18 protein-coding genes are annotated in these 21914 nt (G+C 58.6%); 3 read left to right on the top strand and 15 right to left on the bottom strand.

Annotated features, from left to right (window positions below; genetic code table 11):
* Positions 1 to 29 precede the first annotated feature (29 nt).
* Complete coding sequence (locus tag ACJ8J4_RS13810; RefSeq protein ID WP_049208028.1) at positions 30 to 1220, top strand: amino acid aminotransferase; 1191 nt, start codon at positions 30 to 32, stop codon at positions 1218 to 1220.
* Between the two features lie 77 nt (positions 1221 to 1297).
* On the opposite strand, the gene ACJ8J4_RS13805 is transcribed toward ACJ8J4_RS13810, so the two are convergent.
* The 7 genes from ACJ8J4_RS13805 to cmoM all read right to left on the bottom strand — a co-directional run bounded on the left by ACJ8J4_RS13805 (position 1298) and on the right by cmoM (position 12025).
* On the bottom strand, positions 1298 to 1945 hold the full coding sequence (locus tag ACJ8J4_RS13805) for an MBL fold metallo-hydrolase (protein WP_025302290.1): 648 nt from the start codon (positions 1943 to 1945) through the stop codon (positions 1298 to 1300).
* 64 nt (positions 1946 to 2009) lie between these two features.
* Positions 2010 to 2558 (bottom strand): YcbK family protein, encoded by a 549-nt coding sequence (locus ACJ8J4_RS13800; protein WP_025302289.1) that lies wholly within the window; start codon positions 2556 to 2558, stop codon positions 2010 to 2012.
* Positions 2559 to 2738: 180 nt separating this feature from the next.
* Positions 2739 to 4547 carry a L,D-transpeptidase gene (gene ldtD / locus ACJ8J4_RS13795; protein WP_025302288.1) on the bottom strand — a complete coding sequence of 603 codons (1809 nt, stop codon included), beginning with the start codon at positions 4545 to 4547 and terminating at the stop codon, positions 2739 to 2741.
* Between the two features lie 219 nt (positions 4548 to 4766).
* Positions 4767 to 9215 (bottom strand): chromosome partition protein MukB, encoded by a 4449-nt coding sequence (mukB, locus tag ACJ8J4_RS13790; RefSeq protein ID WP_043137650.1) that lies wholly within the window; start codon positions 9213 to 9215, stop codon positions 4767 to 4769.
* A complete protein-coding gene (gene mukE, locus ACJ8J4_RS13785) occupies positions 9212 to 9940 on the bottom strand; it encodes a chromosome partition protein MukE (protein ID WP_004928226.1) in 729 nt (242 codons plus the stop codon). The genes mukB and mukE overlap by 4 nt, the downstream gene beginning before the upstream one ends.
* Complete coding sequence (mukF, locus tag ACJ8J4_RS13780; RefSeq protein ID WP_004928228.1) at positions 9921 to 11243, bottom strand: chromosome partition protein MukF; 1323 nt, start codon at positions 11241 to 11243, stop codon at positions 9921 to 9923. The genes mukE and mukF overlap by 20 nt, the downstream gene beginning before the upstream one ends.
* Complete coding sequence (cmoM, locus tag ACJ8J4_RS13775; protein WP_025302286.1) at positions 11240 to 12025, bottom strand: tRNA uridine 5-oxyacetic acid(34) methyltransferase CmoM; 786 nt, start codon at positions 12023 to 12025, stop codon at positions 11240 to 11242. Before cmoM ends, mukF begins: the two co-directional genes overlap by 4 nt.
* Positions 12026 to 12176: 151 nt before the next feature.
* On the opposite strand from cmoM, the gene elyC reads away from it, so the two are divergent.
* Complete coding sequence (gene elyC / locus ACJ8J4_RS13770; RefSeq protein ID WP_089180742.1) at positions 12177 to 12950, top strand: envelope biogenesis factor ElyC; 774 nt, start codon at positions 12177 to 12179, stop codon at positions 12948 to 12950.
* Positions 12951 to 12957: 7 nt separating this feature from the next.
* Here elyC and ACJ8J4_RS13765 read toward each other — a convergent pair whose 3' ends face one another.
* The 6 genes from ACJ8J4_RS13765 to cspE form a co-directional block, all read right to left on the bottom strand.
* Complete coding sequence (locus ACJ8J4_RS13765) at positions 12958 to 13854, bottom strand: YcbJ family phosphotransferase (RefSeq protein ID WP_025302284.1); 897 nt, start codon at positions 13852 to 13854, stop codon at positions 12958 to 12960.
* Positions 13855 to 14004: 150 nt separating this feature from the next.
* Positions 14005 to 14754, bottom strand: coding sequence for a 3-deoxy-manno-octulosonate cytidylyltransferase (gene kdsB / locus ACJ8J4_RS13760; protein ID WP_025302283.1), 750 nt, complete (start codon positions 14752 to 14754; stop codon positions 14005 to 14007).
* Positions 14751 to 14933, bottom strand: coding sequence for a Trm112 family protein (locus tag ACJ8J4_RS13755; protein ID WP_004928237.1), 183 nt, complete (start codon positions 14931 to 14933; stop codon positions 14751 to 14753). The genes kdsB and ACJ8J4_RS13755 overlap by 4 nt, the downstream gene beginning before the upstream one ends.
* A gap of 296 nt (positions 14934 to 15229) precedes the next feature.
* Complete coding sequence (locus ACJ8J4_RS13750) at positions 15230 to 16456, bottom strand: winged helix-turn-helix domain-containing protein (RefSeq protein WP_197835382.1); 1227 nt, start codon at positions 16454 to 16456, stop codon at positions 15230 to 15232.
* A gap of 113 nt (positions 16457 to 16569) precedes the next feature.
* Positions 16570 to 16791 carry a cold-shock protein gene (locus ACJ8J4_RS13745; RefSeq protein ID WP_004928241.1) on the bottom strand — a complete coding sequence of 74 codons (222 nt, stop codon included), beginning with the start codon at positions 16789 to 16791 and terminating at the stop codon, positions 16570 to 16572.
* Positions 16792 to 17013: 222 nt separating this feature from the next.
* Positions 17014 to 17223 (bottom strand): transcription antiterminator/RNA stability regulator CspE, encoded by a 210-nt coding sequence (gene cspE, locus ACJ8J4_RS13740; RefSeq protein ID WP_004928244.1) that lies wholly within the window; start codon positions 17221 to 17223, stop codon positions 17014 to 17016.
* A gap of 525 nt (positions 17224 to 17748) precedes the next feature.
* Here cspE and hglS point away from each other — a divergent pair.
* The gene (hglS, locus tag ACJ8J4_RS13735) at positions 17749 to 19155 is read left to right on the top strand and encodes a 2-oxoadipate dioxygenase/decarboxylase HglS (RefSeq protein WP_197835380.1); all 1407 of its coding nucleotides are present in this window, start codon (positions 17749 to 17751) and stop codon (positions 19153 to 19155) included.
* 2 nt (positions 19156 to 19157) lie between these two features.
* On the opposite strand, the gene lpxK is transcribed toward hglS, so the two are convergent.
* Complete coding sequence (gene lpxK / locus ACJ8J4_RS13730) at positions 19158 to 20138, bottom strand: tetraacyldisaccharide 4'-kinase (RefSeq protein ID WP_025302280.1); 981 nt, start codon at positions 20136 to 20138, stop codon at positions 19158 to 19160.
* Positions 20138 to 21886: a lipid A ABC transporter ATP-binding protein/permease MsbA gene (gene msbA / locus ACJ8J4_RS13725; RefSeq protein ID WP_025302279.1), complete on the bottom strand. Its 1749-nt coding sequence runs from the start codon at positions 21884 to 21886 to the stop codon at positions 20138 to 20140. The genes lpxK and msbA overlap by 1 nt, the downstream gene beginning before the upstream one ends.
* Positions 21887 to 21914 lie beyond the last annotated feature (28 nt).

The raw sequence follows: 21914 nt of genomic DNA, 5'->3' as shown, positions 1-21914 counted from the left end.
CTTAACTCCGAGATTTGGAAGCACCTGACATGTTTGAAAAAATCACCGCCGCACCCGCCGACCCGATCCTGGGCCTGACCGACATTTTCCGCGCCGACGCCCGCCCGAATAAAATCAATTTAGGGATTGGCGTTTATAAAGACGAAACCGGTAAAACTCCGGTGTTAACCAGCGTAAAGAAAGCTGAACAGTATCTGCTGGAAAATGAGATCACCAAAAACTATCTCGGCATTGAAGGCATCCCGGCGTTTGCCAGCTGCACGCAAGTGCTGCTGTTCGGTAAAGAGAGCCCGATCGTCGCCGATCGTCGCGCACGTACCGCACAGACGCCAGGTGGCACCGGTGGCCTGCGCGTGGCGGCAGACTTTATCGCCAACCAGACCAGCGCCAAGCGCATCTGGATCAGCAACCCAAGCTGGCCGAACCACAAGAACGTCTTTAGCGCCGTGGGCCTGGAAGTCCTGGAGTACGCCTACTACGACGCCGCCAACCACGCATTGGATTTCGACGGCCTGCTGAACAGCCTGAAACAGGCCCAGGCCGGTGATGTGGTGCTGTTTCACGGCTGCTGCCATAACCCGACCGGTATCGATCCAACGGCGGAACAGTGGGCACAGCTGGCTGAGCTTTCCGTGGCCAATGGCTGGCTGCCTCTGTTCGACTTCGCCTACCAGGGCTTCGCCAAGGGTCTGGAAGAGGATGCGCAGGGCCTGCGTATTTTCGCCGCCAAACATCAAGAGCTGATTGTCGCCAGCTCCTACTCAAAAAACTTCGGTCTGTACAATGAGCGCGTCGGCGCTTGCACCATTGTAGCTGCCGATGCCGAAACCGCCGAGCGCGCCTTCAGCCAGGTAAAAGCGGCTATTCGCGCCAACTACTCCAACCCGCCGTCACACGGCGCCGCCGTTGTCGCCACCATTTTGGGTAACGATGCGCTGCGCGCGATGTGGGAGCAGGAGCTGACCGACATGCGCCAGCGCATTCACCGCATGCGTCAGCTGTTCGTGAACACCCTGCAGGAAAAAGGCGCCCAACAGGACTTCAGCTTCATCATCCAGCAGAATGGCATGTTCTCCTTCAGCGGTCTGACCAAAGAACAGGTGCTGCGTCTGCGCGAAGAGTTTGGCGTCTACGCCGTGAACTCAGGCCGGGTGAACGTGGCCGGCATGACGCCGGACAACATGGCACCGCTGTGTGAAGCCATCGTCGCCGTGCTCTAAATGCATCGACACAGGTCATAAATCATAAAAAAAGGGCGCTCTATGCGCCCTTGATTATTTCTGCCGGGAAATAATCGCTACCACACTGCCGGCTCTTCGCGCAGGAACGGGTTGGTCTGGCGCTCGTGGCCAAAGGTCGACATCGGGCCGTGGCCAGGAATAAAGCGCATATCGTCGCCCAATGGCAGCAGCTTGGTGCGAATAGAGGCGATCAGCGCCTGATGGTCACCGCGCGGGAAGTCGCTGCGCCCTACGCCACCGTTAAACAGCACGTCGCCCACCAGCGCCAAACGCGCTTGCTCATTGATAAAGACGATGTGGCCCGGCGTATGCCCGGGGCAGTGCAGCACCTTGAGCGTCATTTCGCCCACCTGCATCTCATCACCTTCTGACAGCCAGCGAGTCGGCGTCAGCGGCGCACACTCTTCCAGCCCGAACATCCGGCTCTGCGCCGGCAAACCATCCAGCCAAAAAGCGTCTTCTTTATCCGGGCCGTAAATCGGCACCTGATAATGGTCCGCCAGCTCCGCCGCCGCACCAACATGATCCAAATGGCCGTGGGTCAGCAAGATCTGAGTGATCATCACCCCCTGCTGCGCGACTTCCGCTTTGATTTTTTCCGCTTCACCGCCGGGATCGACCAACGCCGCTTGCTGCGTGTTTTCACACCAAATCAGGCTGCAGTTCTGGCTAAAAGCGGTAACGGGAATAAGATGGTATTTCATAAGGCTCCAACAACAATAACGCCGCTTCCGCAAGGGACGGCGTTATTCACTGACGGCACAGCGGTTACCAGGTCCGAACCGGGCCGGTATCGATGTGTACGAAGTTGCTACGTGGGTAATATCCTACACCACCGGCGCGCATTTTTAACGCCGCTTTACGGATATTACTCAATTGGATACCTTCGATGTGGAAATCCATCGCCTGGCCCTTGGTGTGGTAGCTGTGCTTGGCCACGCCGCGGCTGTGTGCGCGCAATTCGTTGTTGGTATCTACGGAACGGTATCCGGAGATCAGCTGCACCGGCTTGCTGGTGCCCAGCAGCCCCTGCAGACGATAAAGGTGATCAAACAAGCGGGGATCGATCGATTTAACCTTGTTGGCGCGATAATCGCGGAACAGATGATTTAACCGCACCAACTCTTCTTTATTGTAACCTTTGCCGTCAAAGAACTCGGCTTTAATAGATTCACCGGTATTCAGGTTATTCAGCACTAAAATACGCGGTCGAGCGGTGGAAAGACTGGCAAACGCCTGCCCTGGAAGCAGCGCTATGCCCATAGCAGCGCCACCTAGCGCCAGCCATTTACGGCGGTGATGATCAATTTTGTCCATGACTCTGTTAAACCCGGCAAGAATGTCAAAATAAATGCACAAAGCAGCGCACTGTCCGAACCATAACCGCCTGCGTATGCTGAGTCAACCCGCGATACGCCTAGGTTTACAGGCCCCCGGCTACGGGGGCCTGCGGTATAGCCAAACATTCTGACCGTTATTTATTTATAATTACTGCATTTACTGCATTAATTTTTTGGCCTGAGCCAAAATTTGTGCGCCCGATCGCACCGTATTATCATAATTGTAAATATCTGTACGGAATTGCGGTTGGCCGTCATCCGAAACCCAGGCGGTCAGATAATACAGTTTTACGGGAATACGCTGGCGAATATTCACATAAGTGGTATTCCCCTCTTTCAGCGTGGAAGACACGCGGCTGTTGTTCCAGCCGGCGTCCTGCAGCAGCATATTCGCCAAATCGGACGCCTTATTCACCCTCACGCAGCCGGAGCTGAGCGCGCGGATGTCTTTCTGGAATAAGCTGTGGTTCGGAGTATCGTGCAGGTAGATGGCGTCCGAGCTCGGCATATTGAACTTGAAGCGCCCCAGCGAGTTGGTCGCTCCCGGCGCCTGACGGACGCGATACGGGAAGTTACGCGCAGAGACCATGCTCCAGTCGATCATAGACGGGTTGATCACTTCTGCATCGTTGCTCCAGCCCGACAGCACGGTATAGCCATGTTTCTGGAAATAGTTACCGTCGCGCATCGCCTTCGGCACGATATCCTCACGCACCAGCGTGGTCGGCACGTTCCAAGGCGGGTTGACCACCACGTTGTTCAACGCGCTGCTCATCAGCGGCGTCTTGCGGCTCGGCCGCCCGACGATAACGCGGGAGGACAACACTTCGTTGCCGTTCTGATAGTAGGTCAGCGAGTAATTGGGAATGTTCACCATAATGCCGGTGCCGACATGCCCCGGTAAAATTCGCAGACGTTGGATATTCAACGCCAACAGCGCGGCACGGGTTTTCGGTGACACGTTGAGCCACTCGCGAGTGCGTACGCCGATCACGCCGTCCGCCGTCAGCCCCTGCCATTTCTGGAAGCGCTTGACGCCCTCCGCCAGCTCGTCGGTATAGAGATTGTCGCTCACCACGCTGCCGATCTGCGGCGGCGTCTGTTCCGCGGTCAGCTCCGTCACCGGCGCCGCCGATGGGCTGACCGTCACGCGGCTTTTCTCTTCGTCTACCGTCAGCCCGCCGTCGTCGGGCTCATTGCTCTTCGCCGAGACCACCGCCGGTTCCGCTTCCGCTTCCGGCGCCGAGGTGGCCAGCATACCGGTGCGCGTCAGGATCTCACGCAGCGCCGGGATATCATTGCTCATTTGGCCTGGGCGCAGGCTCGGGCCACTGCCCACCTGGGGCCAAGGGCGATTGTCCGCCAGCAAGTCGCGCAGCGCCTGATGCATCTTGGCGTATTGCGGATGTTGCGGCGCGAGCGAATTCACGTAGCTCAGGGTACGCGCCTGGCGCACCGCCAGCTGCCACTGATTAATCACTGCGGTGGGCGGCAAGCCAAGCTTGTAGGGAATATTGCTGTACAGCCAGTTGTTGCCGTTGGCGCCGATCGCGGACACGAACTGCAAATAGCCCAGCATCGCATCGGACAACACCACATCGCGGCCCACTTCATTGAGCGCCGGATCGGTCAACATCTTCACCCACTGGGTGAACTGCGGCTGCACGCCGGACATCGCCAGCTCGGCCAGCTGCTGCTGAAACTGCTGAACGGCTTCGCGATCCTGCCACATCGGCTGCATATGGTTCGCCGCATACAGCGGCGCCAGCGTGGACAGGTAGTGCAAATCCATGCCGCGCGGCAACGCGGCCAGCAGTTCAGAACGGCTCTGCGCAACGGACATGCCTGCTGATGCCACTGGTAACGCCGCTACGGTGGCCGATGCGGAAAACGACGACACAAGACTACAGGCGATAGCGCCACTCAGCGCCAAACGTCGTAGAGAGTTTCCCTTTTTAAGCAACATCCCTTGCCCCCTGTATGCTCACAAAAAAACGTCAAAAACTGCATATAGTTTCAGTATACAAACAGAAAGGCCGTTTCGCCCTGCGGGCGTCGAATTACTGTTTATCTGATTAAACTAACCGCTTTTCAACGGATAAAAAAGCAGGACTATCATCCACGCGTACGAAAAAATAGCCACCCTACGGCGGCTATTTTCGGATTTTTAGGGCGTTTTTCTGCTTTACTGCGTTTCAACCGACGCAGTGCCCAGCGCCGGCGGCTCGCCGGCAAAACCGCGCAGCCCCACCACGTGCACATGCTCGTGGTTCTGGAACACCTTACGCACCAGTTTATAGGTGGTGCCCTTCTCTGGACTGATGTTTTCCGGCGCCGCGATGATGAGCTGCATCTCCAGACGGTCGCACAGTTCGAACAGCGTGGCGATCGACTTGGCATCCAGACGCGCCGCTTCATCGAGGAACAGCAGGCGACACGGCGAGATGTCTTTGCCGCGCAGACGGCGGGACTCTTCTTCCCAGCTCTGTACCACCATCACCAGAATTGACATCCCGGTACCGATGGCCTCACCGGTAGACAACGCGCCGCTTTCCGCACGCAGCCAGCCGTCGGAGCCACGGTACACTTCCACTTCCATCTCCAGATAGTTGCGGTAGTCCAGCAACTCTTCGCCGATGGTCTGTGGCGTGCGCTGCCCCATGTCGATCTGCGGATTCAGGCGCTGGTAAAGCTTGGCCAACGCTTCGGAGAAGGTCAGGCGGTTACTGTTAAACAGATCCTGATGTTGTTCCTGTTGCTCAGAGAGCACGTCCAACAGGGTGGCGTGCGCTTCTCGCACATTGACGTTCAGGCGCACGCTCTTCACCTGGCCGAAGGAAACGGCCTGCAGCCCCTGGTTCAGCATGCGAATACGGTTCTGTTCGCGCTGAATGGTTTTGCGAATGATGTTGGCCACGCTTTTCGAACTGATCGCCAGCTTCTGCTCGCGCGCGGTCAGCTCTTCGGTTAGACGGCCCAGCTCGATCTCCATCTGCTCGATGGCCTCGACCGGATCGTCGGTGCGAATGATGTCCTGACGGATACGCTCGCGCAGGTGTTGGTACACCGCGATATAGAACTGAATCTTGCGCTCCGGCCGCTTCGGATCTTCCGACAGGCGCAGCACGTCTCGCAGGTGTTCGTTGTCCGCCACGGCCAGACGCAGCGCACCGAGCGCCTTATCCGACATCGAACGCAGCTCGTCGCCATCCATATACGCCAGCTCGCGGCGATGCAGGCGGCGTTCCACGCCATTGTCTTTCACCAGACGCATCACCGCGCACCAGCCCGCCTTGGCGGTCACTACCTGCTCGCGCAGCTGATGATAGTCGCGTTCCAGCTTGCGCAGTTTCTTCTGCAGGCCATCCATTTCGGCTTCGCAGAAGGTCAGCTGTTTCTCCAACTGATTGCGACGAGCACGGTTGTTGCTCAACGCCGTATGCAGCTCGTCGCGGCGCTGGCGCGCACGCGCTTCGGCGTTGGCGTCGGCCTGCACGCCGATATCCACCAGCTCCTGGCTCAGCTCTTTCAGCATGTCGCGCTTGGCGTCATACGAACTTTTCAGCGAGGCCAGCACCTGGCTGTACTGGGTGAACTGGGTTTGATACTGACGCAGCTGTTCACGGGCACGGGCGCGTTCGGCTTCCGCCTGCTCCAGGCGCTGACGCAGCTTGTCGTTGAGATCGTTGTTGGCATTCTGCATGCCGGCGGAGTCGGTATAGCTGAAATGCGCGCGGCGCTGCACCACTTCCGTCAGCGCGAACGCCTGCTGTTTGGCCTGGCGCTGCACGCTTTGCGCCTGCGCGTAGTCCTGCTGCAGCTGTTCATGCTGCTGCGGATCGCTCTGCAGCACCGACAGCAGCGGCTCCAGCTTGGTCAGCGACACGCCGTGCTGCTGAATATGACGCGCGGCGTCCTGCGCCTCTTCCAGCTCTTCGCGGATCTCGTCGACGCGATCCTGCAGCGTTTCATCGTTCAGCAACGATACCAGCGGCATCAGGCGGTTGAGCGCGGAAATGCCCTCTTTGGCCTGATCGTACTGCTGACGCTGCTGCTGGTTCTGTGCTTCGTGATTGTTCAGCGCGCGTTCGATTTCGCCACGGCGGGCGCTCAAACCGCGGATCTCCGCTTCCGGATCAGCGTCGAACGCCACCGCCAGATGGGTGCCGATAAAGCGGCTGAAGGCCTGGTGTGAACGCTGGGTTTTCTGCACGTCGAACGACAGCGTGGCGTAGCGCTCCGCCAGCGTTTCACGCTCGGCATGCAGCACTTCCAGACGGTTTTCGCGCGCCGCGCGGCCGAACAACGGCACTTCCGGATAACGAGAATAACGCCACTGGCGATCGGCGATCTTCACCACCACCGCTTTGTCCTGCTCTTCGACGGCGAACACGCTGTCATCGAACGACTGCGGATCCCCTTCGATCAGGTAAAGATCTTCCGGGCAATCTTCCAGCCCTTCCAGCATCTCGCGCACCAGCGACAGATCCGGCACCACGATGGCGTGGCGCGAAGGGCCGTACAGCGCCGAGAAGTAAGGCGCGTCGTCGATGGTGACATCATCGTAAATTTCCGACAGCAGCACGCCGCCGAAACGTTCGGCTAGCGTGACCAGGCGTTGATCTTCCGCGCCGCCCGGCTGGCTGAGACGTTCGATCTGCGCTTCCACTTCACGTTTGCGGGCCGCCACTTCGTCGCGCTCGACGGTGGTTTCACGCTCGCGCTCCAGCAGCTGCTGCATGTATTCGGTCACCTGCTGGCTGTTTTCCAGTGGCTCTCCGCTCTGATCGCTGAGCTGGCCCAGGGCGTCCTGCGCCGCCAGCCACACCGGGGCACGCGCCGTCAGCTCACGGATGCGCTGCTGGATCTGCTCCAGTTCCTGGCGCATCTCCATACGGCGTTCACCGGCTTCGCTGACATTCTGCGACAGCGCTTCCAGGCGCTCTTCCAGCTCCTGTTGCAGCATGTCGAGATCGTCCGGCTGGTACTCTTGGCCATGGCGTTTGCAAAATTCGTTCAGCAGGCGTTCGGCGTCCTGCTGCGAGCGCAGGCGCTGTTCCAGTTCGCTCAGGCGCAAACGCAGCGGCTGAACGCGCTCGGCGAGGTGTTGCTGCGAAGGCCAGTCGCGCAGCAATTCGCGCGCGCACTGCCAGGCTTCGCTGCGGCTGACCTGGCCGGCAATTTTACCCACCAGCTGATAGGCCTGTTCGAACTGGCCGTGTGCGGCGTCGGCCACGCTCAGCTTCTGTTCCAGCATCAGCAACGCTTCGGTCGCTTCCTGCTCGCGGGCCTGGAAGGTGTCCAGCCACTGTTCTGCGTTGTCGGCGGTCAGGTCCGGCAGTTGGCACAGCGCGCGCGCGCGCTCCAATGCCTGCAGCGCCTGTTGGTACTGAATGGCGCGGGTCTGCTGCACGTCGAGCGCCTGCTGGTAGTCGGCCAACTGGCTCTTCAGTTCGTCCACTTCCAGCTCGGCCGCTTCGGCGCGCGCCTCGTTTTCGGCCTGCTGCTCGCTCGCCTCGGCCACCACTTCGTTCTGCTCTTCCAGACGGTAGGTCAGCTCTTCCAGATCGGCTTCATAGCGTTCGATCTTCTCCTGCTGACGCATCGCCGTCTGCACCAGATTCAGGTGGTCGCTGGCGGCCTGGTAATCGGTTTCCAGATCGGATTCGGCGCCGCTCTGTTCGCTCAGCTCGCGCGCCATTTCCACATGGCGATACTGTTCGGCGGCCAGCTGCTTGCGGCTGCCCAACAGATCGCTGCGCAGCGCCAACGCGCCGTCCAGATGGATGCGGCGTTCGTTGGCGTGGCGCATATAGTCCGCCGCCACATAGGAGGTGGCCTCGGAGATCAAATGCTTGAACAGGTCGCGATCCGACTGGGTGACGCGGATCGCTTCCAGCGTCATGCGGTTTTCGCGCAGCGCCGCTTCCATGTCCTGGAACGCCTTGCGCACGCCGCTGTTTTCCGGCAGCAGGTAATCGCGCAGCGAGCGGGTGATGGCGCTGGAGATACCACCGTACAGCGACGCTTCAATCAGACGGTAGAATTTGCTGCGATCGGCGGACGAACGCAGGCGTTTCGGGATCACGCCCAGATCGAACATCAGCGAGTGGTAATCGGTGATGGAGTTGAACTGCTTGAACTGCACACCCTCCATCTCTTCCACGCGCTCTTTCAGCTCTTGCAGCGACAGCACGCGCGCCTGGCGATCGCCCACGGTCTGGGTCAGCAGTTCGGTCGGCTGTACCGCGGTCGGCAGGCCCTGGATGGTGAAAGGTTTGATGTCGACCTTACGATCGCGCCCTGCCACCTGCTGCAGGCGCACACCGACCACCACGCGCTGGTGGCGCGAGTTGACGACGTCGAGGGTGGAGTAACACACGCCGGCACGCAGCTTGCCGTGCAAGCCTTTGTCGCGCGAACCGCTGGTGGCGCCAGCTTCGGTGGTGTTACGGAAGTGCAGCAGCGTCAGGTCGGGGATCAGTGCGGTGACGAAGGCCGCCATGGTGGTGGACTTCCCCGCCCCGTTACCGCCGGACAGCGTGGTCACCAGCTCATCCAGATCAAAGGTACGGGCGAAGAAACCGTTCCAGTTAACCAGCGTCAGCGAGCGAAATTTACCGCGTTCAATCATTCCTGTTCATCCTCTGCACCGTCAGGAGCGTTATCAACCTGCTGATCCTCAGCGTCATTCTCATCGTTCAGCGACAGGCTGGTTTCAACCGGCATCGCCTCGCCGTCGCGAATCATGCGCAGCTGCGCTTCACGCGGATCGTCGCCGCTGCGCACGTCGGCGCCGAAGCGGAACACCGCCTCGGTAATGCGGAACTTGCTGCTGTCATTGCCCATGAAATAGACCATGCCGAGGCGGCGCAGGCGGTTCAGCGAGGTGCGCACCTTCTCGTGCAGCTTCTGCCGATCGAGATCCGAACCGGTGGAGCGCTGGTTGACGAACTTCAGCAGCTTGTTCTCATCCGCCAGGCTCAGCAGCTCGTCGTACAGCTCCTGATGGCTGAAAATGCCTTCGTGCGCCAGGCGCTCGGGGCTGAGATACAGGTAGCACAAGATCTTGCCGACCATCATATCCAGCTCGGACAGCACCGAACGCGGGATCAGCGTGGTGGAGCGCGGGCGCAAATAGAAGAAACCTTCCGGCGCCCGAATCAGCTCGACGCTGTAACGGTTGTAAAATTCTTCCAGCTCATCCTGGAAATCCATTAAAAAGGCGTGGTTGTCCAGTTCATCGATACCGATGTGACGACCCGCGCGCAGTTGGCTATCCAGCGCCGGGAACAGCGAGTTGGACAGCGCCTTGGCCAGCTTGACTGGCATTACTTGTTCAATATTTGTCGATGACATGGGCCTGGACCTTGGCTCCGTAATCATTGATTGCCTGCCATTCCGCCGGCAACCCTGAGAAATCTGCTTCAGCCACACCGAGGCGCACTGCCTGGTCGACCACTAAACGTGCCACGTCGAAATGACGCGCACGCGGATATTGCGCCAGGTAATCGCGCATCACCGCTGCAAGATTGAGCGGCATCTGCTGTTCCTGGTACACCTTCAGCGCCTCTTCGATCATCGCCGCCAGCTGTTCGCGAATTTCGCTGAACTCTTCGAACTCCAGATCCGGCGGCAGTTCCCCGGTCACTTCCTCGCTGCGCAGCGCCAGTTCTTCGTCGCGCATGTCCAGCAGACGATCGGCATTGGCGTGGGTCAGCGCCCAAGGGTGGTCGAAATAGGTTTGCACCGACTGGCGCAAGCGTTGGGCGAACACGCGGTTTTTATCCATATCGATAGCGGTACGGATAAATTTATGGACGTGGCGATCGTAGCCGATCCACAGGTCGATCGCCTGCTGACCCCAACTGATGATGCGATCCAGCTTGCTCTGCAGATCGAACACCAGCTTGTCGACGAAACCGAGCTCCACGTTGCCGAGGGTTGCGTCCTGGATGCGCAGCAGATTGGCCTGCAGCTTGTCGCCCGCCGCATCCAGCGTATCCTGCAGTTCGCGCAGGGTGCCCGAGGTTTCCGACAGCAGCATTTCGCAGCTGGAGATCGCCGCCCGCCAGTCTTTGCTCAGCAGCGCCGCGATGTCGTTTTTCACGCTCTGCTGCTGCTCGTCCATCACACGTTGCGTCATGTCGATGCTGTCGAAGATTTCCGCCACCGAATATTTCAACGGCGCGAACACGTTGCGATGCCAATGGAAATCGTCGCCGCCCTCGTCGGCGGCATCGGCGGCGCGTTTGAGTTCCTGCGCCACGATCGACAGCTGCATCGACAGACGCAGCGTGGAGAATTCGCGTTGGCGAATATAGTAATCGGTAATGCCGATACCCAGCGGCGTCAGGCGGTAAATCGCGTTGCCGTCCGCCAGTTCGCTGGTAAAGCGGTTCAACAGGCGCTGGCGCACCATGTCGTTGATCGCATTGTTGGCGCGCATCGCCACCGTTTCATGCGTCTGTTCAAAACCCTTGCTGACATGGCGAAATGCATCAACCAGCTCACCTTCGCTCATCTCGCCGTCCAGCCGTTCGCCGTTCAGGGTGGCGATGGCGAGCAGAAATGCGAGACGCTCCGTAGGGAGCGAAATAGAGAAATCATTTTTCCGTGCCCAGGCGACCAGTTCGGGTACTGTCTGGGAAAATTCACTCATAGTTCGTCCTTCAGGTTTGGTTTATGCGCCATGACGTGAATATAGCGCCCCAAACTCACGTACGGCTCCTGCCGGCAATAGTGCTGTTCAAGCGCCAGTAACTCTTCAAATTTTTGTGTTTGCAGCTGTCTGCTCTGCAGGTAGTCGTGAAACACCCGCACGCCGGTTTTGCCGCTGATGCGCATGCCCAGCTGTTCCAGCCAGCCGTAGACCAATAGCGGATCGTGCGGATATTGTGGCGACAGCGAACGCTTGCGGCGCCGTCTGACTTCGGGATCCACCAGTTGGAAGTTACCCAACACCACGTTACGCATCAAGAGGCCGTTAGCGTTGAAGAACATCAGCGACAGCGCGCCACCCGGCGTCAGACAATCACACAATGCCTGCAGTGCCGCTTCGGGTTCTGCGATCCATTCAAGCACTGCATGAAACAATATCAGATCAACCGGCTGTTCCAAATGTTGAGCGATATCCTGCGCAGAACTTTGTACGAATTGCATGTTCTGGCTCACACCTTTCTGCTCCGCCAGCTGCGCGGCGCGCTGGATCATCTCACCAGAAAGATCGCACAACAACACCTGGTGTCCTAATTCTGCCAGTTGGCAGGCCATATGGCCTTCCCCGCCCCCGGCGTCAAGGATGCGCAGCGGCCGCTGCGGCAACTGCGCCAGCAGCCCGGTCAGATCCTGCCAAACCACCGCCTGGCGGATTTTTCCTTTCGTGGTGCCGTAAATATTACGCGCAAATTTTTCAGCAATATCGTCAAAATTGCGATCCTGCATGGACAACGGCTCCGCTGATCTCATTCTTGCGGCGGCAAAGCGCACGCCCATTCAAACCTGCTATTTTGGCACAGACTGGCTTAGAATGTATCTTCTTGCGGCCTGTTTATGCCTGGATGCCGCTTTTTCACTCAAAAGGATCTGATTTTCGATGCTGTTCAACCTGAAAAAGTTCTTTGGCGCCCTGCTGATGCCGCTACCGCTGTTGATGCTGCTGATGGGGCTGGCGCTGTTACTGCTGTGGTTCACCCGTTGGCAAAAAAGCGGTAAGACGATTTTCACGCTGAGCTGGCTGTTTTTACTGCTTTTCAGCCTGCAACCGGTGGCCGACCGACTGCTGCGGCCGATCGAAGCCGAATACCAGACTTATCACGGCAACGATCCGGTCAGCTACATCGTGGTGTTGGGCGGGGGCTATACCTACAACCCCGACTGGGCACCTAGCTCGAACCTGCTCGGCAACAGTCTGCCGCGCGTGACGGAAGGCGTGCGGCTCTACCTTGCGCATCCCGGCGCCAGGATGGTGTTTACCGGCGCGTCCGCCGGACGCATGCAAAGCAACGCCGCCACGGCGGCGCTGGTAGCCGAAAGCCTGGGCGTGCCGCGCAGCGATATGGTGATTTTGAGGGAACCGCGCGATACCGAAGAAGAAGCCGCTCAGGTCGCCAAGTTGGTCGGCGAGCAACCGTTCATTCTGGTGACCTCCGCCAACCATCTGCCGCGTGCCATGCGTTTTTTCAAGGCTAAAGGCCTGCACCCGATCCCAGCACCGGCCAACCAGTTGGCGATCGACTCGCCGCTGAATATCTGGGATCGCGCCACACCGTCGTCGATGTTCCTCGGCCATACCGAACGTGCCTGGTATGAAACGCTGGGCAGCCTGTGGCAGTGGCTGAAAGGCGCGGATAGCGCCGGCGCCGAGTAAAACCCGTTCAACCGGCCAGCCAGGGCAGCAGCTGTTGCGACGCATAGTCGAACGGCCGCCGCTCCAGCTTGCCGGTATGGATCAAACGCCCTACCGCTTCCCACACCACGTATAGCCAGCGCCGCGCAAGGAAAGCGTCGGCGACCGGCGCCCGCTGCAGATAGCTGAACAGCAGTTGGCTGGGCATGCCCGGCTCGCAAAGGCGGAAAAGATCGTATTCGCGCGGCGCCCACAGCACCACACCGGGATTGAGCATCGCCAGCAGTTGATCGCTTTTGGGATCTTTCAGCATACTGCGCAGCGACAGGTTGCCGTGCACCAGGACGCAGGGATCGTCGAAGCCGACGAAGAAATGAGTCAGCGCTTCGCGCGTGCGATACAGCAAACGCCGATCCGCCATGGTCAGCTGCGGGGTAGTGAGATTGACCACCGTCGCCCACAGCACTTCAACCCGCTGTTGATACCAACAAAACCAGTCGTTCTCCTGCGTGCTGTCAACGCTGCCGACGCTGCCGTGACTGTCGATGCGGTGCCAGGCCAATACCCCGTCGACGATCTGCTCCATCAACATGTTCCAGCGATCCGGCGAACGCGTTGGCGCTTCGGCCGACACGCCGCGCAGGCGTTCGATCAGCAGGATTTCCGTATACGGCGCCTGGTGGGTGCACACTACGCCGTACACCGTCGGCAGGCGAATATCCCCGTCGCGCGCCAACATCGACAACTTATACGCCTCCTGTTGGGCAATACCCTGACAGATAAAACTTTTCGCCATCAGCGGGATGGCGTTGCCCTGCCGATCGTACAGCGAATACATATGCGCATAAGGCTGCTCGCTCACCCGCTCCAGCCGGCTGATGGACTCACCCAGCACAATGCTCAGTTCTGCGCGTAACTGCTCCATAAGGCATTCACCTCAGGCTAATATGGGGGGATGCGTAACATCATCGAACGGTGAGCGGAAAAATTCTTCAACGCAGATCAACAAAACGGGGATCAATAGGGGAGGAATTACATCGTCGGCGCGTTGCGCGCCGCGCCGACGAAATCAGGCTCAGGGTTGAATGCTGTCGCGCACGCGCTGGAGATCTTCCGGCGTATCGACCCCCACGCTCGGGATCGCTTTCGCGACCGCCACGTGGATTTTTTCACCGTACCACAGCACGCGCAGCTGTTCCAACAGCTCGATCTGTTCCAGTTGGCTCGGCGCCCAGCTGACGTAGCGGCGCACGAAACCGGCACGGTACGCATAGATGCCGATGTGACGCAGCAGGCTGTCGCCGATGCTCTCTTTCGACGCAGCGAAACGTTCGCGATCCCACGGAATGGTGGCGCGTGAGAAATAGAGTGCGTAGCCCTGTGCGTCCATTACGACCTTCACCGCGTTGGGGTTGAAAGCCTCTTCCGCGCTCTCGATCGGCACTGCCAACGTCGCCATGCCGGCCTGGCTGCCCGCCAGATTCTCTGCGACCTGACGCACGATCACCGGTGGGATCAGCGGTTCGTCGCCCTGCACGTTAACGATGATCTGGTCGTCGGCAAAGCCGTAGTGCGCGATCACTTCCGCCAGACGCTCGGTGCCGGAATGGTGATCCGGGCTGGTCATGCACACTTCGCCGCCGGCGGCTTCCACCGCTTTGGCGACCTCAAGGTGATCGGTCGCCACGATGACGCGGCTGGCGCCGGACTCACGGGCACGCTCCATCACGTGCACCACCATCGGCTTACCGTGAATATCGGCCAGCGGTTTGCCCGGCAAACGGGTTGAGGCGTAGCGGGCGGGAATAATAGCGATAAAACTCATGCGTGCTTCTCGTCCAGCGACAGTGCACGCGCTTCATTTTCCAACAGCACCGGGATGCCGTCGCGCAGCGGGTAAGCCAACCCGTCCGCTTTGCACACCAGCTCCTGGTTTTCTTTATTGAAATAGAGTTTGCCGTTGCATACCGGGCAGGCAACGATTTCGAGTAAACGGTGGTCCATGCATCCTCCGCAAGGGGATTGGTCATCTGGGAAAGGCAGTGAGGATAGCATAACGCCCGGCCTCAGGTTAATCATCGGCGGCACCAACCCGCCGATATTTCCTCACCGCGCCGGCGCAACAGCTTGAACTGCGGCGCATCCCGGCGTAGAATTTTGTGATACAAATCACAAAAAGGTAGTAATACGTGATCAAACGTCTGCATAAAATCATCGCTCTGTTCGCTAACTTCAGCCACTGAGCCCCTTTGTAACGAGCGACGCTTAACTTCGTTTTACCCCACCGACGGCGTCGCTCGTTATCCCACTTCCCAGCCGGCACCCCATTCAGCGGCCAACACCGCCGGAATGTCGCCCAGCGCGACGCGTTGTGCACCGTGCCATTTGGCCGTGCGCGCGATGGCCTGTCGGATATCTTGCGTTCTCTGTTTGCCGAAGCGCACCTGCGGTTCCGCATGGAAGCTGATGATCTCGAAGATGCCCTGGCGACGGTGCGCCTTGGCGTCAATCCGCCCCACCAGCTCGCCGCGATGCAGCACCGGCAAGGTGAAGTAGCCATAGCGACGTTTTTCTTTCGGCGTGTAACACTCTAGCCGATAGTCAAAGTTGAACAGCTCGAGCGCCCGACGGCGATCCCACACCACCGGATCAAAAGGCGAAAGCAGGCTGGTGACCGTCGATTTGAGTTTGCCCTGCTCCGCCAGCGGCAGCAATTCCGCCAGTGATTCATGCACATAGAATTGTCCTTCCAGCCCCTCTACCTGCACCGGCGTAATCTCGCCCTGTTCCTGCAGCGCTGCCAGCAAGGCTTTTGGCGCCACGCGCTTCAGCCGATAGTAATCCGCCAACCACTCGGCGCGGAAAATGCCCAGATAGCGGCAGGTGCGGCACAGCATCTGCCGGCGCGCCTGCTCCACAGGCAGCGTATGGCGCACATCGTCCCAGGCCGGCAGCAGCCTTTCGGTCAGATCGTAAACCCGGTGGAAGTTGCGACGTTCGGCCACCATCAGCTTGCCGGCGGTAAACAGAATTTCCAGATGACGTTTCTCCGGTTTCCAGTCCCACCACCCGCTGTTGCCCTTCTTCTCGGCGCTGAAATCGGCGGAGCGCACCGGCCCCTGTTGTTCGATGTGCCGCAGCAGGTTGTCCATCGCGGCCTGGTGCTGCTGCACCCAGTCGGCGGAGTATTTCCAGCCCATATCATGCGGCGCCAGCATGCGGTGGCGCAGCAGGCCAAAATCTTCGATCGGCAGGAAACAGGCCTCATGCGCCCAATACTCGAACAGCTTGCGGCCGGCAAGCGCCTGCTCAAGCCACTCCGGCTGATAGGCTCCCAAACGGCTGAACAGCACCAGATACGGGCTGCGAGCAACGACGCTAATGGTATCGATTTGTAACAACCCCATGCGCTGGATCGCACTCAAGACGTCATCGGGCCGAGCCTGGCGTTTAAGCGGAGAAAGCAGCCCCTGGGCGGCAAGGTGCAGCGCGCGAGCGGCGGTAAGGGAAAGGGTCGGGATGGTCATCCTGATATCCGTGGCGAGTAGGCAATGGCCTGATAATAGTGGATATCGCGGGATTTATCTTCGCCAGTGCTTGCGGGTGGCGACACCGGCACTGGCGAGGAAGGTGGGTGCGATCAGAACGCGATAACGTCTGCCGCGGACAGCCCATGCGAGCTGCGATAGATCGAGAACTCAACGTTCTGACCTTCGTTCAACGACTTATTTTTGGTGTTGGCGATAGCGTTGCGATTGACATAGATTTCGTCGCTGCCATCTACCGGTGAAATAAAACCATAGCCTTCGGCCTGATTAAACCATTTCACACGGCCCATTTTTAACACAGTATTTTTAAACATAACTTATATCCTTTTACTTGAGCATCCTTGACAACGTCATTTTTTATATTGTCTGGACGCTACCAGCCCATCCTAAAGTTTTTCGTAACAAACCTCTCGTGAGCAAAAAATTAAAAAACCCGCACGAAGGCGGGCTTGTTGAACTTAATATCTTCCGCATGATTCAGCGCTGAGGCATCACCATGGTTGTATTAAGATCTCTTATACGCGTTCCCTGTCTTCTTACAGAGCAACTACGTTAGCGGCAGCCGGCCCGCGCGGACTGTCCTGGATGGTGTACTCGACGCGCTGGCCTTCAGCCAGGGTCTTGAAACCGTCGGTCATGATAGCGGAGAAGTGTACGAATACATCTTTGCCGCCGTCGTGCTGCTCAATGAAACCAAAACCTTTGCTTTCGTTGAACCACTTAACTTGACCCGTCTTCTTAGACATTACTTTTACCTTTAAATATATTTACAAAACCTGCCATAAGAGGCAATTGTGACCATGTCAGAAACATTACTTATGGGAGGTACTTAGAAGGTTCGTCTTTGAAGCGGAATCGGATGATAACGTTTTTGGAGGAACTGCTTAACTCTAAACTCGAACATAAATAGGTCTGGATTACAGGCCGACTTGCATTTACTCATAAAAATGATGAATGCACAAGAGGTTTATTGCCTTTAATTCATAAATACGCCGAATTTATTTTTATCCCCATGAATATACATGACTTAATTTAACGCTCGCCGCGGCCGATCCACCGCGTTCTTCTCCTCACCGGGGCATCGTTTGCCCGTCCGTGCGCTACAAATGAGAGCTAACGCATAAAACTCTAATATGCTTGCCACGTCTATAACAAATCCCAAATCAGATGGCTAAACTTGAGGGGAAAACAAGGCAGACGGCTTTTTCGCCAGCACTTTTGCCGCTAAAAACACGATTTTTCAGATTATGCTGAATCAAGGAGCTATGCGCATGACCGCCCAGCAGTTCGTTTCACCTAATGAAATCCGCGCCAGATTCTCTCACGCGATGTCGGACATGTACCAAAAGGAGGTACCGCTGTACGGCGATCTGCTGGAGCTGGTGGCGGAAACCAACCGACAGGTTCTGCGCGAAGATGCCGCACTGGCTCATCAACTGCAAATCACCGGCGAGATCGAACGCCTCGCGATGGAGCGCCACGGCGCGATCCGGGTCGGCACTGCTGGCGAACTGGCCACCCTGCGCCGTCTGTTCCGGGTGATGGGCATGGCGCCGGTCGGTTACTATGATCTGTCTGTGGCGGGCGTTCCCGTGCACTCGACCGCCTTTCGCGCCGTACACGAAGACGCGCTGCAGGTCAGTCCGTTCCGCGTATTTACCTCCTTGCTTCGCCTGGAGCTGATAGAAGATCCCGCGCTGCGTGAGCTGGCCGAACGCTTGCTGGCGCGCCGCCGTATCTTTACCGATCGCGCGTTGGAACTGATCGCGTTGCAGGAAGCGCAAGGCGGGCTGAATGAGGTGCAGGCGCAAGAATTTGTCGAACAAGCGCTGGAAACCTTCCGCTGGCACAACCAGGCGACGGTCAGCGCAGAAGAATACCGGCAGCTACACGATCAGCATCGACTGATCGCCGACGTGGTGGCGTTTAAAGGGCCGCATATCAATCATCTGACACCGCGCACGCTGGATATCGATCGCGTTCAACAGGCGATGCCCGCCCGCGGTATTACGCCCAAAGCGGTCATCGAGGGCCCGCCGCGCCGCCGTCGCGCGATCCTGCTGCGCCAGACCAGCTTCAAGGCGTTAGAAGAACGCGTCGATTTCGTTGAGCGCGACGGCCACGCTATCGCCGGTCACCACACAGCGCGGTTCGGCGAGATCGAACAGCGTGGTGTGGCGCTGACGACGAAAGGACGCGAACTTTACGATCGTCTTCTGCAGGCCACCAACGATGCGCTGCAGGCGCCGCCGAGCGAGAAAAATGCCGAACGCTATTATCAGCTGCTGGAAGAAAACTTCCGGGCGTTTCCGGATGATTACGCCACGCTGCGCGAGCAACAGCTGGCCTGGTTCCGCTATTTCCCGACCGAATGCGGCCTGGCGGCCAAAGAATCGCTGGATAAGCACAGCACCCTGGAGCAACTGATCGAGAAAGAACACGTTCGCTTCCAGCCACTGGTGTATGAAGATTTTCTGCCGGTCAGCGCGGCGGGGATTTTCCAGTCGAATCTGGGGGACAGCCGCCACGCGCAGTACAACGCCGCTTCCAGCCGGGCAGCGTTTGAACAAGCGTTGGGCAGTGAGGTGATCGACGAGCTGGCGCTGTATCAACAAACCCAGCAGCGTTCGCTGGAAGCCTGCGCGCAAGCCCTGGGGCTTGTCACGCTGGCGTCCTGAGGTTACTTAGCCAGTAGAGATTCGATATCCTGCAGCAGTTGCTCAGCCTGAGCGGAAGGTAGCACCGCATCAACCGGTAAATACCACCAATTAGGCTGGGCAAAGGCGCGGCATTTTACCGCGTCCTTCTCCGTCATCAGCAGCGTTTGCTCTGCGGTAACCAACGCCGCCAGCTGCGCCTGCTGATATTCCTGATGATCGGCAAACGCCACTTCCTGCACCACCTCGACGTTCAGCTTTTCCAACGTCGCGAAGAAACGCGGCGGATGGCCGATACCCGCCATCGCCACCACGCGCGGCAGCTCGGCCGCCGGGCGACGTTCACCGCTTAGCAGGTTCACTGCGTCACGCGCCTGCAGACGCATGGCAATTTCCCCGGCCTGCGCCACGCCGCCATTGGCGACGCGCGCATCGACGCTGCCAAGCCGCGCAGCGCGCTCGCGCATCGGCCCGGCCGGCAACCACCAGCCGTTACCGAACCGACGCACACCGTCGATGACCACCAGCTCGAAGTCACGCTGTAAAGCGTAGTGCTGCAAGCCGTCGTCGGTGATGATCACATCCAGCGGCTGTTGTTGCAGCAGAGCCTGCACCGCCTCGGCGCGCTTGGGCGCGATCGCCACGGGCGCCCCGGTACGCTGATAAATCAGCACCGGCTCATCCCCCGCCTCGCGGGTCGATGTATTCTGACCCAGCACCAGAGGATAGACCGCCGACTTGCCGCCGTAGCCGCGCGACACCACCCCAACGCGGTAGCCCCGCTGCTGCAGGTGTTCCACCAGCCAGATCACCATCGGCGTTTTGCCGTTGCCGCCGGCGGTGAGATTACCCACCACCACCACCGGCACCGGCGAACGCCAACTTTTACGCAAGCCGCAGCGGTAACTGAGGCGGATCAGCCAACTGAGCAGGCCATACAGCCACGAGAGTGGCAATAGCGCCAGATAAAGCAACGAACCGCCGGACCAGATGCGCTCAATCATTATTGACCAAACTGCATACGGTGCAGCTGCGCATAGGCGCCCTGCCGCTCAAGCAACTCGGTGTGTTCGCCGCGTTCGACGATGCGACCATCTTCCACCACTAGGATCTCATCCGCCTTCTCAATCGTCGACAGGCGGTGCGCGATCACTAATGAAGTACGGTCTTTCTGCAACTCGTCCAGCGCAGCCTGAATGGCCCGCTCGGACTCGGTATCCAGCGCAGAGGTCGCCTCATCCAGGATAAGGATCGGGCAGTCACGCAGCAGCGCGCGCGCGATGGCGATACGCTGGCGTTGGCCACCGGACAGCATCACGCCGTTCTCACCGATCACCGTATCCAGGCCGTTCTCCATCTTGTTGATGAAGTCCATTGCGTACGCCATTTCGGCCGCTTTCTCAATCTGCTCGCGGCTGTATTCACTCTCGCGTGCATAGGCAATGTTGTTGGCGATGGTGTCGTTGAACAGGTGCACGTTTTGCGAGACCAGCGCTACCTGATTGCGCAGCGAGGCCAGGGTATATTCGCGCAAATCGTGGCCATCCATCAGGATTTCGCCTTCTTGGATATCGTAAAAACGCGTCAACAGGTTGGCGATGGTGGATTTACCCGAACCGGAACGGCCCACCAAGGCGACGGTCTTGCCTTCGGCGATTTTCAGGTTGATATCACGCAGCGCCGGCGTTTCCTTGGATGGGTAGTAGAAAGTGACGTTACGGAATTCGATATCGCCTTTCGCACGCTTCACTTCGCGGGTGCCGGTGTCTTTTTCCTGTTCCATATCCAAAATGGAGAACAGCGTCTGGCATGCCGCCATCCCGCGTTGGAACTGGGCATTGACGTTGGTCAGCGACTTCAGCGGGCGCATCAGCGCGATCATCGATGAGAACACCACGGTAATGGTACCGGCGGTCAGGGTCGCCATCACGCTTGGGAAGCTGGCGGCAAACAGCACAAACGCCAGCGCCAGCGAAGCGATCAGCTGAATGATCGGATCGGAAATCGAAGACGCGGAAACCAGTTTCATGCCCTGTTGACGCATGCGGTTGCTGACCGAGTTGAAGCGCTCGGTTTCCACCTGCTGGCCACCGAAGATCAGCACTTCTTTATGGCCTTTCAGCATCTGTTCGGCGCTGGTGGTCACCTGCCCCATCGTGTTCTGCATGTTCTTGCTGATGTTGCGGAAACGCTTGGAGACCAGGCGAATAGCGATGGAGACGATCGGCGCCAGCACGATCAGGATCACCGACAGCTGCCAGCTGTAGTAGAACATCATGATGAACAGGCCAATGATCGAAGCCCCTTCACGCACCACGGTCACCAGCGCGCTGGACGAGGAGGAAGCTACCTGCTCGGAATCATAGGTAATGCGCGACAGCAAAGTCCCGGTGGACTGCTGATCGAAGAAGGCCACCGGCATTCTCATCATATGGCCAAACAGGCGGCGGCGCATCTGCATCACCACCATGCCGGAAACCCAGGAAATGCAGTAGCTTGAAACAAAGCTGGTCACGCCGCGCATCAGCATCAGCGCAATGACCGCCAACGGCATCCACACCAGCACGCTGCTGTCGGTTTTTCCAAACCCATCGTCCAATAGCGGTTTAAGCAGAGACAGCATCAGCGTGTCACCCGCTGCGTTCATAATCAACGCAATGGCGGCCACAATCAGCCCGGTCTTAAAAGGAGTGATCATCGGCCAGAGTCGACGGAATGTCTGCCAGGTCGAGAGATCTTTATCATTCATCATGCAAATACCAGCATCGGAAGAAATAGCG

This window comes from Serratia sp. CY47280, assembly GCF_052168655.1.
In the GTDB taxonomy this organism is placed as follows: domain Bacteria; phylum Pseudomonadota; class Gammaproteobacteria; order Enterobacterales; family Enterobacteriaceae; genus Serratia; species Serratia bockelmannii.
The sequence above is the reverse complement of the archived record's forward strand: the minus strand, read 5'-3'. Positions and strand labels throughout refer to the sequence as shown.